This window comes from Ruegeria sp. CDSC045, from assembly GCF_059610725.1.
In genome coordinates this window covers 179,823-196,404 of the sequence record NZ_JBXWOE010000001.1, presented here as the reverse complement: position 1 = coordinate 196,404, position 16,582 = coordinate 179,823, and the positions used below count along the sequence as shown (strand labels likewise).

The 16,582-nt window shown below is 56.8% G+C and carries 13 protein-coding genes; 8 read left to right on the top strand and 5 right to left on the bottom strand.

All coding sequences use genetic code 11. The features are described 5' to 3' along the window. Nucleotide 1 precedes the first annotated feature (1 nt). Together mprF and AC2FH6_RS00990 are read right to left on the bottom strand one after the other, a co-directional pair. Nucleotides 2–2,611, bottom strand: a complete 2,610-nt coding sequence (mprF, locus tag AC2FH6_RS00995) for a bifunctional lysylphosphatidylglycerol flippase/synthetase MprF (RefSeq protein WP_496700790.1) — start codon at nt 2,609–2,611, stop codon at nt 2–4. A gap of 98 nt (nt 2,612–2,709) precedes the next feature. After that, complete coding sequence (locus AC2FH6_RS00990) at nt 2,710–3,138, bottom strand: Lrp/AsnC family transcriptional regulator (protein ID WP_142634311.1); 429 nt, start codon at nt 3,136–3,138, stop codon at nt 2,710–2,712. Nucleotides 3,139–3,224: 86 nt separating this feature from the next. On the opposite strand from AC2FH6_RS00990, the gene rocF reads away from it, so the two are divergent. From rocF to ocd, 3 genes are read left to right on the top strand one after another with little or no spacing between them, the layout of a single operon-like run. Further along, entirely contained in the window at nt 3,225–4,145 is a 921-nt protein-coding gene (gene rocF / locus AC2FH6_RS00985) for an arginase (RefSeq protein ID WP_271946613.1), read from the top strand. After that, nucleotides 4,145–5,065 carry a citrulline utilization hydrolase CtlX gene (gene ctlX / locus AC2FH6_RS00980; RefSeq protein WP_142634315.1) on the top strand — a complete coding sequence of 307 codons (921 nt, stop codon included), beginning with the start codon at nt 4,145–4,147 and terminating at the stop codon, nt 5,063–5,065. Before rocF ends, ctlX begins: the two co-directional genes overlap by 1 nt. 9 nt (nt 5,066–5,074) lie before the next feature. After that, nucleotides 5,075–6,115, top strand: a complete 1,041-nt coding sequence (ocd, locus tag AC2FH6_RS00975; protein ID WP_142634317.1) for an ornithine cyclodeaminase — start codon at nt 5,075–5,077, stop codon at nt 6,113–6,115. 68 nt (nt 6,116–6,183) lie between these two features. On the opposite strand, the gene AC2FH6_RS00970 is transcribed toward ocd, so the two are convergent. The 3 genes from AC2FH6_RS00970 to AC2FH6_RS00960 form a co-directional block, all read right to left on the bottom strand. Continuing rightward, on the bottom strand, nt 6,184–7,587 hold the full coding sequence (locus AC2FH6_RS00970; RefSeq protein ID WP_496690699.1) for a TRAP transporter large permease: 1,404 nt from the start codon (nt 7,585–7,587) through the stop codon (nt 6,184–6,186). A 3-nt stretch (nt 7,588–7,590) separates the two neighbouring features. Further along, the gene (locus AC2FH6_RS00965; RefSeq protein WP_496700787.1) at nt 7,591–8,220 is read right to left on the bottom strand and encodes a TRAP transporter small permease subunit; all 630 of its coding nucleotides are present in this window, start codon (nt 8,218–8,220) and stop codon (nt 7,591–7,593) included. A 65-nt stretch (nt 8,221–8,285) separates the two neighbouring features. After that, nucleotides 8,286–9,302: a C4-dicarboxylate TRAP transporter substrate-binding protein gene (locus AC2FH6_RS00960; protein WP_496695146.1), complete on the bottom strand. Its 1,017-nt coding sequence runs from the start codon at nt 9,300–9,302 to the stop codon at nt 8,286–8,288. 428 nt (nt 9,303–9,730) lie between these two features. Between AC2FH6_RS00960 and acs the strand changes: the two genes are divergently transcribed. The 5 genes from acs (at nt 9,731) to AC2FH6_RS00935 (ending at nt 16,581) form a co-directional block, all read left to right on the top strand. Then, the gene (gene acs / locus AC2FH6_RS00955) at nt 9,731–11,695 is read left to right on the top strand and encodes an acetate--CoA ligase (protein WP_142634325.1); all 1,965 of its coding nucleotides are present in this window, start codon (nt 9,731–9,733) and stop codon (nt 11,693–11,695) included. 7 nt (nt 11,696–11,702) lie between these two features. Further along, entirely contained in the window at nt 11,703–12,386 is a 684-nt protein-coding gene (locus AC2FH6_RS00950; RefSeq protein ID WP_496700785.1) for an adenylate kinase, read from the top strand. A 184-nt stretch (nt 12,387–12,570) separates the two neighbouring features. Continuing rightward, complete coding sequence (locus AC2FH6_RS00945; RefSeq protein WP_142634329.1) at nt 12,571–12,855, top strand: DUF4212 domain-containing protein; 285 nt, start codon at nt 12,571–12,573, stop codon at nt 12,853–12,855. 6 nt (nt 12,856–12,861) lie between these two features. Continuing rightward, on the top strand, nt 12,862–14,646 hold the full coding sequence (locus AC2FH6_RS00940; protein WP_142634331.1) for a sodium:solute symporter family protein: 1,785 nt from the start codon (nt 12,862–12,864) through the stop codon (nt 14,644–14,646). 111 nt (nt 14,647–14,757) lie between these two features. Further along, on the top strand, nt 14,758–16,581 hold the full coding sequence (locus AC2FH6_RS00935; protein WP_496700783.1) for a DUF294 nucleotidyltransferase-like domain-containing protein: 1,824 nt from the start codon (nt 14,758–14,760) through the stop codon (nt 16,579–16,581). Nucleotide 16,582: the final 1 nt, after the last annotated feature.

Sequence of the window (16,582 nt, the reverse complement as noted above, 5' to 3'; positions counted from 1 at the left end):
GCTATTTCGTCAGACCGCGCAAGCCGCCCGAAATCAGAATGTTGACCTCGTAGAGAATACGCGGCGCGGCCAGTCCTCCGGGGCTGGCCAAATAGTTCGGGCTCCATTCTGGTTCGAATTTCTGCTTGAACGAGCGCAGCCCCTCGAAGTGATAAATCTGTTCGCCATGTTCATAGACAAAGCCGCCAATGCGGTTCCACAGTGATGCCAGTTGCCGGTTTTCGATCCCGGAAAACGGTGCCGCACCTAGCGAAAACCAGTGGAACCCCTGCTCGGCACCCCATGACATCATCTCGGCAAACAGCGCGTCCATAACAAAACTTGGGCTATCTGGTTCATACCGCATCAGATCCAGCGACAGTTCTGATTTTTGCCCGCCCTGAAACAGGTTAGCAAACGCGACGATCTCACCTGTTTCGCCATTCCGCAGCACCGCGTGGTCGAAATAGGACAGATATGTTTCATCAAATCCGCCAAGTGCAAAACCTTTCTCGGCCCCAGCCTTTTGGGCCAGCCAGTCATCCGAAATCTTGCGCAACTCGGGCAGGATCAGGTTTAGTTCCTGTTTTGGAATAATCTCGAAAACATACCCTTCGCGTTCGGCCCGGTTCTTGGCCTGACGGAACCGCTTGCGGGATTTTCCGTCCAGCGAGAAATCTTTCAACGGCACCCGCGCTACTTCGCCAATTTTCAGGATCGACAGGCCAAGGTCTAGAAAGGTCGGCAGGTATTTGGTGGAAACGCTGTAGAAGGCACAAAGTTTACCCTCACGGTCCGCCATCTCGCGCAGCTGCCATATCAGCTGTTTACCGGCGGTTTCATCCCCTACTGGCTCACCTTTGGTGACCAGTGCGTTGCCGGTGTCGGCATAAGCCAGAAAAGCGGTTTCATCCGGCGCGATCAGGAATTGTTTGTCCCCGGTCAAAGAAATCTGGGATTCTGTGTCTTCGCTTTCCATCACCAGACGTTCGACTACTTCGGGGATTTCTGTGCGGACTGGAACAGGAATCTCGCGCCCGAACAGTGAGCTAACGGCAACCACCCCAAGGATGACCGCAACCACAAGGCTGGATCGTAGGAACCGCGAAGCGTCGCCGTTCCAGGCAAACTCCCACCACAGGGCATTTTGATATTCGACATGGGAATAAGCAAACAGACCCACCCAAAAGATCACGGCAAGCAATGCAAGAACGCTGACCAGCCAAGGTATGTTCAACCTGAAGATCGACGCGCCGCTAACCCGATAGAACGCATCCCGGAACATGGCCAGCAGAACGATGCTACCCACCATGCTGAGCGCTTCGTGCGTATCCAGCCCTTTGGTCAACGAAGCGACAAAACCGGCCAGCATCAACAGCATGGCCACAACCCAAGCCCGGTAAAGCTTGCGAAACAGCCCCCGTGACACAAGGATCAGCAAGACCCCTACCGCGCTCCCGGCCAGGTGGGACGCTTCGACAAAGGACAGGGGCAGGAAATCCCGCAGCACACCCAGGTTACCGCTGCTTGCAGGCAACGCGCCGGAGACCAGAAGTATCACACCGGCCACTGCGGCCACGCCTGCGGCCACCATGGGCACGATCGGACGGATCACTCGATAAACCCAAGTGGCTGCACCAGTAATATGTCGCCGGTGGCTCAGCGCTGATGCCACAGCGATTGAAAGCGTGGCGATGAGGAAGGGAAGAAACGTATAAACAAGGCGATACAGCAACAGCGCGGCAATGACATCCGACCGGCCTGACGCGCCAAGTCCCGCGATCATAGTCGCCTCGAAGGCGCCAATTCCACCCGGCGCATGGCTGAGGATACCGACCGCAATCGCGCCAATAAAGATGGTGAAGAAATAGGGGTAGCCGATCCCAAGGTCTGTCGGCAGCAGCACATACAGAACCATCGACGCACCAAACACATCGCCCAAGGCCGCCAGCGTCAGCAACCCGGCCAGTTTGCCGCCGGGAAGGTTAAATCCAACCCCGCCATAGGCCAGCCTGCGCCCGCCTTTCGACAGCCAGATGAACAGCGTTGCCAGAGCGATCAAAAGGCCCAATCCTATGACCGTCTCGACCGTATCGCTGATTGGCAAAACCTTCGATATCCCGTCGGGATGAAAGGTCAGCAAAGCCCCCAACAGCAAGGTCATGCCAGACCAGAAAGCGATCCACGAGGTCGCAATGACCCCGGCGACGCGCCCTAGATCCAACCCTAGAGACGCATAGATCCTGTACCTGATCGCCGTGCCCGTGATGTAGGAAAACCCAAGGCAGTTTGACACCGCATAACCACAGGCCCCGGCCATGCCCGCAACCGGCAAAGGGACCTCACCGTCGGCAACGCTCTGGACTGCAAAGACGTCGTATAAAGACAGGGATACAAAGCTAAAAGCGGTCCAGCACAAGGCGATGAACAACAGTGTCCAAGAGGTGTTCGCCACATCCGTCTGAACGGATGACCATTTCACATGTGCAGACAGTTCATGCAGCACGGTCAGGGCGACCAGCATGACGATTACGGGAATGGTGATTCTGACCAGGGGTCGTTCCAGAAAACCGGATACTCTTTCGGCAAGTCGGATGGCCCAGAGTTCTTTGCCTGTATCCTGATCAGTCATGTGATTTCCCTGTTTCAGGTTCGCAGCTGCCTTTGCGCAGGTGGCGAACGCATCGCAACTTTTACACATATTCCTTGCTGCTCAAAGCACTACAGCAATCAGACGCGGCCTTTCCGAGTAGAAAGAAGCAAGTTGGTTTCAGATCGCGTAATCCCCTCGATCCTGCGGATGCGAAACAGGATTTCATCCAGTTCGGCCAGGGTTTCGGTTCCAATCTCGGCAATCAAGTCCCAACCGCCATTTGTCGAATGGACAGCCCGCACCTGCGGCATGGCAGCAATTTGGGCCATGGTGCGCTCGGTGCCGCGCCCTTCGATTTCCAGCATCATCAACCCTCTGACCGGGCTTTGCGCCACATCCTGCCGTGTCAGAACCGTAAAGCCCACAATCTCGCCGGATTGCTTCAAACGTTGCAGACGGCTGCGCACTGTTGTGCGTGTGACCCCCAGTGTTTCAGCCAGTTCCGAGAGTGAAGCACGGGCATCCCGGTGCAGAGCGCTGAGAAGCTTGCCATCCAAATCGTCCATTCAGTACTTCCGTTATGTCACTTGCGGTTCCATTTTGAGCATTTTGATCCCTATCCGCAAGCCACATTGCCGGAGTAGTAGTACATATGGATACAAACAACGTGATTCTGGTTGGCGCCCCGATGGATTCGGGCAAGCGTCGACAGGGCTGCCGGATGGGCCCCGATGCCTATCGGGTTGCGGGGCTTCAATCAGCTCTTTCCGATCTCGGCCTTCACCTACGAGATCTCGGCGATATCACACCTGACATTCCGGATATGTCCGAACATTCGCATCTCTTCGCCCTGCCCGAGTGTGTCGGTTGGACCAAAGCTCTCAGCCGTGTTGCGCAGGAAGTCGCCCCACAAGGCCTGCCAATTTTCATGGGCGGCGATCATGCGCTTTCGATGGGCACGGTTTTGGGCATGGCACAGCACGCCGAGCGGATCGAACGTCCACTGTTCGTTCTCTGGCTGGACGCGCATAGCGATTTCCACACACCCGAGAGCACCGATAGCGGCAACCTGCACGGGACACCCGTAGCCTATTTCACCGGACAGCCCGGATTTGACGACTTCCCACCGGTTTCATCGCCAGTTCCGACCGACCGGGTCGGCATGATCGGTCTGCGCTCGGTCGACCCAGCCGAACGGGCTCGGCTGGAACAGGATCGCGCAATGCTGGCCGATATGCGAAGCATCGACGAAAACGGCATCAAAGCACCGCTGATGGCCTTTCTGGAGCGGGTCCGGGCAGCGGATGGCATCCTTCATGTTTCGCTGGATGTGGATTTCCTTGATCCGTCCATTGCTCCTGCAGTTGGCACAACAGTTCCAGGTGGCGCGACCGAACGCGAGGCCCATCTAGTGATGGAACTGCTGCACGAAAGCGGTCTTGTCTGCTCGCTGGATCTGGTAGAATTGAACCCGTTTCTGGACGAACGCGGCCGCACTGCAAAGCTGATGGTCGATCTGGCCGCCTCATTGCTGGGTCGCCGCATCTTTGACCGCCCCACCCGGAGCTTCTGATGCAATCTCTACAAGCCCCACCAGCCGTTGTGATGATCCGGCCCCATGCGTTTGCTTCGAACCCCGAGACACGCGACGACAATGCGTTCCAGACCTTGGCCAACCGCTCCGCAGCGGCCACGTCTGTCCAAGCGCGCGATGAACATGATCAGGCGGTGGCGCTGCTGCGCGATGCGGGTGTTAAGGTTCATGTCTTCGACGATTTCGGAGACCTCGACACACCAGACAGCGTATTTCCGAACAACTGGTTCTCGACCCATCCCGGCGGACATGTGGCAATCTATCCGATGTTTGTGCCGTCGCGCAGGCGCGAACGTCGCGCCGACGTCATAGAAATGTTGAAACAGGAGTATCGTGTTCAGGACGTGATCGATTATTCCGGGCTTGAACAGGACAGACTGGCGCTGGAAGGCACCGGAGCGATGGTTCTGGACCACATTGGCCGCGTGGCCTACACGGTCAAATCCAACCGCGCCGACCCCGTTCTGTTGGAGCGTTTCTGCACCCATTTCAACTATGAGCCCATCGCATTCGAGGCGCATGATGCCGCAGGACGTGATGTCTATCACACGAATGTTCTGATGGGCATCGGCTCCAAATACGCGCTGATCTGTCTTGATATGATCGCGGACCCCGAACGCCGCGCGACAGTGAAAGCCAGGCTGGAGGAATCCGGTCGCACGGTCATTGACCTGACCCATGATCAGATCGCTGAATTTGCTGGCAACGCCATCGAATTGAGCGGCCAGAATGGTCCCGTGCTGGCGCTGTCCAGCCGGGCACTTGCCGCCCTGACCCCGGAACAAATCGTTACAATCGAAGCCAGCGCGACACCTCTGCCGCTTTCGATTCCCACCATTGAAACTGCCGGTGGATCCGTGCGCTGCATGATTGCGGGCATCCACCTGTCCCGCCGATAGGAGCCCCTAATGCAACCATCTGAAAAGGCCCTGGTGCCGTTTGTGTCTGTCGACAATATGATGAGACTGGTCCACCACATCGGCGTCGAACGTATGATCACCGATATTGCGGCGCAAATCGAAGCTGATTTCAAACGGTGGGAAAGCTTTGACAAAACACCCCGCATCCCTGCCCACTCGCCGCATGGGGTGATTGAACTGATGCCAACCTCAGACGGTGAGGCCTATGGGTTTAAATACGTCAACGGCCACCCCAAGAACACCTCCGAGGGCCTACAGACCGTTACCGCATTTGGACTGCTGGCAGACGTCTACACAGGCTATCCGACCCTGCTGACCGAAATGACCATGCTGACTGCATTGCGCACCGCAGCAACCTCTGCCCTGGTCGGCAGCTATCTTGCGCCCAAATCGGCCTCGACCATGGCAATGATCGGGAATGGCGCGCAATCCGAATTTCAGTGCCTCGCCTTCAAGGCCATGTGCGGGATTGATACTGTTCGCTTGTACGATACCGACGCGGCTGCTACCGAAAAATGTGCGGCCAACTTAGCGGGCTCTGGCCTCTCGGTCGTGAAATGCAAATCCCCCGAGGACGCCATCGAAGGCGCGCATATCATCACGACCTGCACGGCGGACAAGAAAAATGCCACGATCCTGACCGATAACTTGGTCGGCCCAGGCGTCCACATCAACGCGATCGGCGGCGACTGTCCTGGCAAAACCGAACTGCACAGGGATATCCTGCTACGCTCTGAAATATTCGTCGAATACCCGGAGCAAACCCGTATTGAGGGCGAGATTCAGGCCCTTGAAGACGATCATCCCGTCACCGAGTTGTGGCAGGTCATGACGGGTCAGGCCGAGGGTCGTAAAGATGATCGTCAGATCACGTTGTTTGACAGCGTAGGCTTCGCGATCGAGGATTTTTCAGCCCTGCGCTACATCCAGTCCGCAGTCCGGGGCACAGATTACTACGAACCCCTGGACATGCTGGCAGACCCTGACGATCCGCGCGATCTGTACGGAATGCTGATGCGAGCGAAATAGAGATACCCTGCCCCCAACGCGCCAGCCGGGGGCAGATATCACCAAAGATTGACTTCGCCAGATGCCAATTACCCAGCCAGCGAAGGCAGGTACAGAACGATGCCCGGAAAGGCGACCAGCAGCGCAATCGTCACGGCGTCGGCGATGAAAAACGGCGTCACGCCCTTGAACACGTCCTGAACGCTCAGATCAGGGCGGACGCCGGCAACGACAAAGCAATTCAAACCGATCGGTGGCGTGATCAGGCAGAACTCGGCCATTTTCACTACCAAAATACCAAACCAGATGGCGCACATCGGACCGGACATCCCAAACGTACTTTCCGCAGCGGTGACGGCCTCGCCCCCGTTCAGCGCCATAACTGCCGGATAGACAACCGGCAGAGTCAGCAGCAGCATCCCGATGGCATCCATGAACATGCCGAGCACCGCATAGGCCAGCAGGATGCAGATCAGGATCAGCATGGGTGACATCGTCAGCGATGTGATCCAATCGGAAAACGCGTTCGGCAAATCGGCGAATCCCAGGAACCTGACATAGATCAGCACACCCCAGATGATCGAAAAGATCATTGCGGTCAATTTGGCTGTCTCGAGCAGTGCGGATTTCAACTCTGCCCATCTCATGCCGTGGAACAAGGCGAAACAGAATACGATGAAGGCACCTATTGCCCCGCCTTCGGTTGGTGTGCCCCAGGCTTTCTCACCAAAGGGGTTATAGACAAAACAGATGATGATCAGGATCACCGCCACAATCGGCAGAGCGCCAGGCAAAGAAGCAAAACGCTGTTTCCAGGTAAAGCCAGTGACCGGTGGGCCGACATTCTTGAACACCACCGCGATACCGACGATCAGCAACCCGTAAATAACCGCCGAAAAGGCCCCCGGTATGAACCCGGCGAGCAACAGCTTGCCCACATCCTGCTCTACGATGATCGCATAAATCACAAGGATCGCAGAAGGTGGGATCAGTGAGGCCAAAGTGCCACCTGCAGCGACTACGCCCGCCGCAAATTGTTTGTTGTACCCTACCTTCAGCATTTCCGGGATCGCGATCCGGGCAAATACCGCAGATGTCGCGACCGATGCCCCCGAGACTGCAGCAAACCCAGCGGTGGCGAACACGGTTGCGACCGCAAGCCCACCCGGAACCCAGGCCACCCAGCGCTTGGCTGCCTCGAACAGCGCGCGCGTCAGGCCTGCGTAGTAGGCAAGGTAACCGATCAGGATAAAGGTCGGGATCAGGCTGAGCGTATGGGCTGCAACCTTGGAATGCGGCACTTGCCCTGCGGTTTTTACCGCAACGGTCAGCGCCTTGCCAAATCGGTCAGGATCATATCCGAATTTGGCCCAGAATATCCAAACAAGACCGATCAGCCCCGCCAAAGCCGCGGCAAAAGCCACACGCATTCCGGTGATAACCAGAACCAGCAGACCACCGGTGACCCAAAGGCCAATCTCAATCGAGTCCATTTACTAGTCCTGCCCTTCGAATTGTTCGGCTTCAGCGGCAGCCTGCGCAGCAGCGTCCTGTATCATCGGCACCGCAACTGGGTTTTGTAGGCCCAGCACAAAGGCCCGTCCATAACCCCAGATTTGCAGCACAAGCCGCAAGCAAAGTACCGAAAACGCAATAGGTGCCAGTAACTTGGCAGGCCAGAGCGGGATGCCAATGTCGATCGAGCTGTCCCGGCTCCACAGAGGTGCGCCAAAGTCGAATGATCTGTCGAAATGGGACCAGCTGCCCCAGACCAATGCCAACATGAGCACCATGATGAGAACGACCGAAATCAACTCGAACAGCCACAAAGCCCGTCCGTGTAGCCGCGAAATGACAATATCCATCCGGATATGGCCCCCATCGCGTTGTACGTAAGAGATACCTAGAAACGCAATCAAGGGCATGGCTTGCTCGATCCAATCGACATAGCCCGGCAATGGCGCGTTATAGGCGTTGCGCCCGCTCACCGAGACAACTGCCAGCACCATTAACCCGAACACGGCAATTCCGCTGATCAGTGCAAGCGTACGCTCGGCCCTTAACAGCAGCTGGTCCAGCCTGCTCAGACGGCTATCATCCGCAAGCACCGTCGCCTGTCCTGCCATTCCGCTGGCCCTTTCTGTATTGGAATCAGTGTCCGGGTACCGCGCTGGGTACCCGGAACGCGTGATCAGTTCCCGCCACGCTGTTGTTTCAGCGTCAGTTGAACAAGATCATATAGATCCTGCGCAGGCAGACCCTGCGCGGACATGTCAGCGATCCATTGCTCGCGGATCGGATCAGCAGCCTTGGTGCGGAATTCCTCCAGCACGGCTTCGTCGATCTGAACTTTCTGCACGCCTTTTTCGGTCAACACACCATCCCACTGCTCCAGCAGACCGCCGTAATTGGCGAGATAATGGGCAATGGCCTCGTCGACAGAACTGTTAAGCGCTTCGCGATGTTCTGCAGGCAGCGCTTCGTAGGCGTCGATATTGACCACAACCGGACAGTTTACAGTGCCGGGGTTCAGGTTGGCCGTCCACCAGTCGGCTTCGTTGATGGTGCCGAAAGACAAATGTGCGTGCTGAGCAAAGGCCACTGTATCAACAACACCGGATTCCATCGCATTAAACGCCTCGGTCGCGGGCACCGATGTTGGAACACCGCCAACGGCCTCAAACGCCTTACCCAGCCCGCCGGTCGCACGTACACGCATGCCGTCAAAATCGGCAAGCGTTGAGCGCGGATCACCGGTTCCAACGATATTATACTGGGGCATTGGCGACGTCATGATGATCCGGGCATTCCACTGAGCCATCTCATCCTTAACGGCGGGATGATCATATACAGCGTGGCTGACGGCCACCTCTTCTTCCAAATTGTTCACACCCAGGAACGGCAGTTCAAGTACAGTGATCGCCCGATTTTTGTCGCGGTGATAGCCTGCGCAGAACTGCGCCATCTCGAATGCACCGATCTCAATCCCGTCCAGATTCTCCTTCGGCTTTGACAGCCCGCCATAGCTGACATTGATCGTGAATTCGCCACCGGTTTTTTCGCTGACCAGTTCAGCCAGTTTCTCGACATGTTCGGTAAAGGCCCGGCGTTTGCCCCAGACCGAAGCATTCCATTCTGTTGCTGCAGCTTCGGTAACGAATGCAACAGTCAGGGCGGCGACGGCGGCACCGCTCAACATTTTAGTCATAGTGAATTCTCCCATTGATGCGCCCCCTTTTTTGGGTCGCTTGCGCGTAAAGCTAGCGCCAACATCGATATGTGCCAACCCCTGCCAGACCACCCACAAAAATCTGCAAACCGCCCGCCAGCGCTAACAATCATAAGGTGTATATGAAATGTGTAAATTTCACGGGCAAGCACTTTGAAAACAGTGAAAATGTGGTTAACATCTATATTACTGTTTTAAATATGTTTTTTTACTATCTTACGATTTCCTTTACAAATCCCCCAGAGGGAATGAAATTTATTAACAAATAAACCCTGCTATTTCTGTAATTTATTTCTTTGTTTTCTGATCTCCGTATTATCCTGCATCGGGAGGAAACAGGTCGACATTGCCTGTTCAGCGGGCAAGATTGTCCCAGTGAATTTAAGTCCAGAGGGAGGAACCTCAGAATGACAACCGCTGCTCAGGCAGATGCCAAAGTTTATCCGCCATCCGCAGAAATTTCAGCGCGTGCGCATGTCGATGCCAAGAAATACGGCGAAATGTACACGGCTTCTATAAACGACCCCGTTGCATTCTGGGGCGAACAAGGCAAACGCGTTGACTGGATCAAACCCTATACCCAAGTGAAAGACGTCAGCTATGATTTGGGCTCGGTCGGGATCAACTGGTATGCGGATGGCACTCTGAACGTTTCAGCCAACTGCCTGGATCGTCATCTGAATACACGCGGCGATCAGACTGCGATCATCTGGGAACCTGATGACCCGAATGAACCCGCCCAACACATCACCTATGCCGAACTGCACCGCCGTACCTGCCGGATGGCAAATATCCTGGTTTCCATGGGCGTGCGCAAAGGCGACCGTGTGGTCATTTATCTTCCGATGATCCCCGAGGCTGCATATGCCATGCTGGCGTGCGCACGTATCGGTGCAATCCACTCGATTGTTTTTGCAGGGTTTTCCCCTGATGCCCTGGCTGCACGCGTCAACGGATGCGACGCCAAGGTTCTGATTACAGCTGATGAAGCCCCTCGCGGCGGCCGTAAGACACCGTTGAAGTCAAACGCAGATGCGGCCCTGCTGCACTGCAAGGACACGGTGAAATGCCTGGTGGTCAAGCGTACCAACGGCCAGACCACATGGATCGACGGGCGCGACTACGACTATAACGAGATGGCGCTCGAGGCGGATGACTATTGCGCGCCTGCGGAAATGGACGCCGAAGACCCTCTGTTCATTCTGTATACCTCCGGTTCGACCGGTCAGCCAAAAGGTGTCGTGCACACGACCGGCGGATATCTGGTCTATGCGGCAATGACGCATGAGATCACCTTCGATTACCATGAAGGCGACGTCTATTGGTGTACCGCCGATGTCGGCTGGGTGACCGGCCACAGCTATATTGTCTATGGCCCGCTTGCCAATGGCGCGACCACGCTGATGTTCGAAGGTGTTCCGACCTATCCGGATGCATCCCGCTTTTGGCAGGTCTGTGAAAAGCACAAGGTCAATCAATTCTACACGGCCCCTACCGCTTTGCGCGCCCTGATGGGGCAAGGCAATGAATGGGTCGAGAAATGCGATCTGAGCGATCTGCGCACGCTGGGCACTGTGGGTGAGCCGATCAACCCGGAAGCGTGGAACTGGTACAATGACGTTGTCGGCGGTGGGCGCTGCCCGATCGTGGACACCTGGTGGCAAACCGAAACCGGTGGTCACCTGATGACCCCCCTGCCCGGTGCCCACGCGATGAAGCCCGGCTCGGCCATGAAGCCGTTCTTTGGCATCCAGCCTGTGGTTCTGGACCCGCAATCCGGGGTCGAGATCGACGGCAACGGCGTCGAAGGCGTGCTGTGCATCAAGGACAGCTGGCCCGGCCAGATGCGTACGGTCTGGGGCGATCATGAACGGTTCGAGAAGACTTATTTCTCGGACTACAAAGGCTACTACTTCACCGGTGACGGCTGCCGCCGGGACGAGGATGGCGATTACTGGATCACCGGACGTGTGGACGATGTGATCAACGTCTCGGGGCACCGCATGGGTACGGCCGAGGTTGAAAGCGCTCTGGTGGCACATGCTGCCGTGGCCGAGGCCGCGGTTGTGGGCTATCCCCATGATATCAAAGGGCAAGGCATCTATTGCTATGTCACCTTGATGAATGATCGCGAACCCTCGGACGAGCTTGTGAAAGAGCTGCGCACCTGGGTTCGGACCGAGATCGGACCGATTGCCAGCCCGGATGTGATCCAATGGGCTCCTGGCCTGCCAAAAACCCGCTCGGGCAAGATCATGCGCCGTATCCTGCGTAAGATCGCCGAGAATGATTTTGGATCGCTCGGTGACACATCGACCCTGGCTGATCCGTCCGTGGTCGACAACTTGATCGAAAACCGCGCAAGCAAGTGAGGATGTGATGGACGCTGCCACGATCACTACACCCACCGTACTGATCCTTCTCGGCCCCCCGGGCGCCGGGAAGGGTACACAGGCCCGTATGCTCGAAGACAAGTTCGGGCTTGTCCAACTCAGCACGGGTGACCTGTTACGGGCGGCAGTTGCCGCAGGAACCGAAGCCGGAAAAGCCGCCAAAGCTGTCATGGAGGCGGGTGATCTGGTCAGTGACGATATCGTAATCGCAATCCTGCGGGATCGTCTGGCCGAACCGGACTGCGCCAAGGGCGTCATTCTGGACGGCTTCCCCCGCACCACGGTTCAGGCACAGGCGCTGGACGCGCTGCTGTCAGAGACCGGTCAGCAGATCAACGCAGCCATCAGTCTTGAGGTTGAAGACGCTGAAATGGTGATCCGTATTTCCGGCCGTTACACATGTGCCGGATGTGGCGAAGGGTACCATGATCGGTTCAAAACGCCCGCAGTCGAAGGCAAATGCGACAAATGCGGCAAGACCGAGTTCAAGCGCCGCGCAGATGACAATGCTGAAACCGTCGCCTCACGGCTGGCCGCCTATCACGCGCAGACCGCGCCGCTGATCACTTATTACCAAGACCATGGCGTTCTGAAAGGTCTGAACGCAATGGGCAATATCGAAGACATCGCCGGCAATCTGGAACGGATCGTCAGCGACACAATGAACTAGGGGAATATGGCCCGCCCTCAATAAGGGCCGAATTCCTAAAGGAAAGCTTCAAAGGACCCGCTCTGGCGGACCAGAGAAGTCTTGCCTGATGCCACCTGGCATCAAGCATATCGAAAAGTGGCCCCGCGCGCTGGAGGGTTAGGACAACGGGCCGCTCAAAGAGGAAGCGAAGGAGGAACCCGCGATGGCGGATCAATCAACACACTCCGCGCAGACTGCCGAAGCCGATAAGGGCTATTGGCAGGCCAACCTGCGTCTTATCTACATCAGCCTGGTGATCTGGGCGCTGGTGTCGTTTGGATTCGGCATTTTGCTGCGTCCACTTCTGTCCGGCATTTCCGTCGGCGGAACCGATCTCGGCTTTTGGTTCGCGCAACAGGGATCCATCTTGGTCTTTCTGCTGCTGATCTTCAACTACGCCTGGCGGATGAACAAGCTAGACGCTGAATACGGCGTTGAGGAGGAGTAAGGCCCTATGGACCAGTTTACCATCAACCTGCTGTTTGTGGGCGCGTCCTTTGCGCTTTACATCGGCATCGCGATCTGGGCCCGTGCTGGGTCCACATCAGAATTCTACGCCGCCGGTCGCGGCGTTCACCCGGTCACCAACGGTATGGCGACAGCGGCAGACTGGATGTCTGCGGCCTCGTTCATCTCGATGGCGGGCCTCATCGCCTTTACCGGCTATGACAACTCGTCCTTCCTGATGGGTTGGACCGGTGGTTATGTGCTGCTGGCGCTGCTTCTTGCCCCTTACCTGCGTAAGTTCGGCAAGTTCACCGTGTCAGAGTTCATCGGCGACCGCTTTTACAGCCAGACCGCGCGTATCGTGGCGGTGATCTGTCTGATCGTAGCGTCTGTGACCTACGTGATCGGCCAGATGACCGGCGTTGGCGTAGCTTTTGGCCGCTTCCTTGAAGTGTCAAACACCACCGGGTTGTTAATTGGTGCAGCCGTTGTGTTCGCCTACGCGGTGTTTGGGGGGATGAAGGGCGTGACCTACACACAGGTCGCTCAGTACTGCGTGCTGATCACCGCCTACACAATCCCAGCCATCTTTATTTCCCTGCAACTGACTGGCAATCCGGTTCCGGCTCTGGGTCTGTTTGGTGATACCGCCAGCGGTGAACCGCTGCTGACCAAGCTGGATGCGATCGTGACCGAGCTGGGCTTTAACGAATACACCGCCCACCACTCGGACACGCTGAACATGGTGCTGTTCACGCTGTCGCTGATGATCGGTACGGCCGGTCTGCCGCACGTTATCATGCGTTTCTTCACCGTGCCGAAAGTGGCTGATGCCCGCTGGTCTGCCGGTTGGGCGCTGGTGTTCATCGCACTGCTGTACCTGACCGCCCCTGCGGTTGGCGCAATGGCCCGTCTAAACATCAGTGACATGATGTGGCCAAATGGCGGCATCGAAGGTGGCGCCGTATCCGTCGAAGATATCGACAACGACGCCCGTTATGACTGGATGGCCACATGGAAGAAAACCGGCCTGCTGGACTGGGAAGACAAGAACGGCGACGGCAAGATCCAGTACTATAACGACAAGAATGCCGACATGCAGGCGCTTGCGGAAGAGAAGGGCTGGGTCGGAAACGAGCTGACCAAGTTCAACCGTGACATCCTGGTTCTGGCCAACCCCGAGATTGCCAACCTGCCGGGTTGGGTGATCGGTCTGGTCGCTGCCGGTGGTCTTGCGGCTGCTCTGTCGACCGCTGCGGGCCTGTTGCTGGCGATCTCGTCCGCGGTGTCACACGACCTGATCAAAGGCGCGATCAACCCGCAGATTTCGGAAAAATCCGAACTTCTGTCGGCGCGGATCGCAATGGGCGTGGCCATTGTTGTGGCGACATATCTGGGCCTGAACCCTCCGGGTTTTGCAGCGCAGACCGTTGCCCTGGCGTTTGGTCTGGCAGCTGCCTCGATCTTCCCGGCGCTGATGATGGGGATCTTCTCGACCCGCATCAACAACACCGGTGCGGTTGCTGGTATGCTGGCTGGTCTGACTGTGACCCTGGTCTACATCTTCCTGCACAAGGGCTGGTTGTTCATTCCGGATACCAACTCGTTCACGGATGCTGATCCTCTGTTGGGTACGATCAAGTCGACTTCGTTCGGCGCAATCGGTGCATTGGTCAACTTCACTGTCGCCTATGTGGTGGCTGGCATGACCAAAGAAACCCCGCAAGAGATCAAGGATCTGGTCGAAAGCGTCCGCATTCCCCGTGGCGCGGGTGCCGCTCAGGATCACTGAGTAGAGATGCGGCCCCTGAGCACCTTGCCAAAGGCCGTTTCTTTCGACTGACTACTCCCGCCCGGCATTCCACCGGGCGGGATTTTTCGAATAGAAACCGAGGAGTATCCGATGCCCCTGCCCCAAGCCGAGATCACGCGGTTTCTGAAATCCGTTCACCCTTATGACGCCCTGCCCGCCGATGATTTGGCAACGCTGTCTGATCAGATCGAAGTTTGGGAGGTCGAAGAAGGATCCCCGGTGTATCAACTGGGCGCGCCCCTGCCCGGCGTATTCGTGATTTACGAAGGACAGGTTGAAATCACTGACAGGAACGGCGCGATTGTCTCTCATCTGGGGCTGCGCAATTCTTTCGGGGAACGCGGTTTGCTGAAAGACGGTAAAGCCGCGACCAAAGCGCAGGCGCACGCAAACTCGGTTTTTCTGGTGATCCCGCCCAACCTGATCCGAGACCTCATTGATGAACATGAAATCGTCGCCAAATTCTTTGATCGGACCCGCACGGAACGCTCCAGCCCCCAAAGCCTTGCAACCAGCGCTATCGACGTTCTGATGGCACATAACCCCGCAACCTGCCCCCCTAATACCACCGTTCGCGAAGCGGCGCAGATGATGAGGGACAGACATATTTCCTCTCTCTGCATCACCAAGGGGGACATTCTTTTGGGGATCGCCACCTTACGAGATATCTCGGGCAAATACGTTGCCGATGGGATGTCTGTGGATACCCCTGTATCGGCAATAATGACGGCAAACCCGGTGACGCTGTCGCCGTCGGATATCGGATCGGATGTTCTTCACATCATGATGGAGCGCGGCATCGGCCATATTCCGGTATCCGAAGCTGGGCGTCTGGTCGGAATTGTCACCCAGACAGACCTGACCCACTATCAGGCGGTCAATTCCGCCGAGTTGGTGCGCCGGATAGCAAATGCGCAAACCGCGCAGCAGATGGCAGAAGTGACCGAAGAGATTCCCCGGCTTCTGGTCCAGCTTGTCGCTGCCGGAAATCGCCACGAGATCGTTACACGCCTGATTACCGATATCGCCGACACAGCCACCAGACGTTTGCTGGCAATGGCAGAAAAACAGCTTGGACCACCACCTGTGCCTTACTTATGGCTGGCCTGCGGATCGCAGGGACGACAGGAACAAACCGGGGTGTCGGATCAGGACAACTGCTTGATGCTGGATGACAAAGTAACCGATGACGACATGTCATATTTCCAGACACTGGCAAAAATCGTGTCGGACGGGCTGGATAAATGTGGGTACTTTTATTGCCCGGGCGACATGATGGCGACAAATCCACGCTGGTGCCAACCGGTAAGTGTCTGGCGTGATTATTTTCGCGGGTGGATCGCCAAACCAAACCCCGAGGCGCAGATGCTGGCCTCGGTCATGTTCGACCTGCGCCCCATTGGCGGCGCATTTCACCTGTTCGATGACCTGCAGTCCGAAACGCTGGCCGCGGCCCAAGCGAATTCAATCTTTGTGGCGCATATGATCTCGAACTCGTTAAAGCACACGCCGCCGCTGGGCCTGTTACGCGGGTTTGCCACGGTACGCTCGGGTGAACATCGCAACACGCTGGATCTAAAGCATAATGGCGTTGTGCCTGTGGTTGACCTGGCCCGGATATACAGCCTTCAGGGGCAACTGTCCCAGGCCAATACACGTGCCCGCCTGAAAGCAGCTGGGGCGGCAGGCGTCCTCAGCGCCTCAGGTACCCGCGACCTGCTGGACGCTTACGATCTGATCGCCGAAACGCGGCTGGACCATCAGGCCCACCTGGTGAAAAGCAACAAGAAGCCGGACAATTTCCTGCCCCCTTCCGATCTTTCGGACTTTGAGCGAAGTCATCTGCGAGATGCCTTTGTCGTGGTAAAAACAATGCAATCGGCGGTCGGCCACGGTAAAGGAATGCTGGGCTAAA

What these genes read in the sequence shown, in the direction of transcription:
- mprF (WP_496700790.1), bottom strand. Translation starts at nt 2,611, where the DNA reads ATGACTGATCAGGATACAGGCAAAGAACTCTGGGCCATCCGACTTGCC.
- AC2FH6_RS00990 (WP_142634311.1), bottom strand. Translation starts at nt 3,138, where the DNA reads ATGGACGATTTGGATGGCAAGCTTCTCAGCGCTCTGCACCGGGATGCC.
- rocF (WP_271946613.1), top strand. Translation starts at nt 3,225, where the DNA reads ATGGATACAAACAACGTGATTCTGGTTGGCGCCCCGATGGATTCGGGC.
- ctlX (WP_142634315.1), top strand. Translation starts at nt 4,145, where the DNA reads ATGCAATCTCTACAAGCCCCACCAGCCGTTGTGATGATCCGGCCCCAT.
- ocd (WP_142634317.1), top strand. Translation starts at nt 5,075, where the DNA reads ATGCAACCATCTGAAAAGGCCCTGGTGCCGTTTGTGTCTGTCGACAAT.
- AC2FH6_RS00970 (WP_496690699.1), bottom strand. Translation starts at nt 7,587, where the DNA reads ATGGACTCGATTGAGATTGGCCTTTGGGTCACCGGTGGTCTGCTGGTT.
- AC2FH6_RS00965 (WP_496700787.1), bottom strand. Translation starts at nt 8,220, where the DNA reads ATGGCAGGACAGGCGACGGTGCTTGCGGATGATAGCCGTCTGAGCAGG.
- AC2FH6_RS00960 (WP_496695146.1), bottom strand. Translation starts at nt 9,302, where the DNA reads ATGACTAAAATGTTGAGCGGTGCCGCCGTCGCCGCCCTGACTGTTGCA.
- acs (WP_142634325.1), top strand. Translation starts at nt 9,731, where the DNA reads ATGACAACCGCTGCTCAGGCAGATGCCAAAGTTTATCCGCCATCCGCA.
- AC2FH6_RS00950 (WP_496700785.1), top strand. Translation starts at nt 11,703, where the DNA reads ATGGACGCTGCCACGATCACTACACCCACCGTACTGATCCTTCTCGGC.
- AC2FH6_RS00945 (WP_142634329.1), top strand. Translation starts at nt 12,571, where the DNA reads ATGGCGGATCAATCAACACACTCCGCGCAGACTGCCGAAGCCGATAAG.
- AC2FH6_RS00940 (WP_142634331.1), top strand. Translation starts at nt 12,862, where the DNA reads ATGGACCAGTTTACCATCAACCTGCTGTTTGTGGGCGCGTCCTTTGCG.
- AC2FH6_RS00935 (WP_496700783.1), top strand. Translation starts at nt 14,758, where the DNA reads ATGCCCCTGCCCCAAGCCGAGATCACGCGGTTTCTGAAATCCGTTCAC.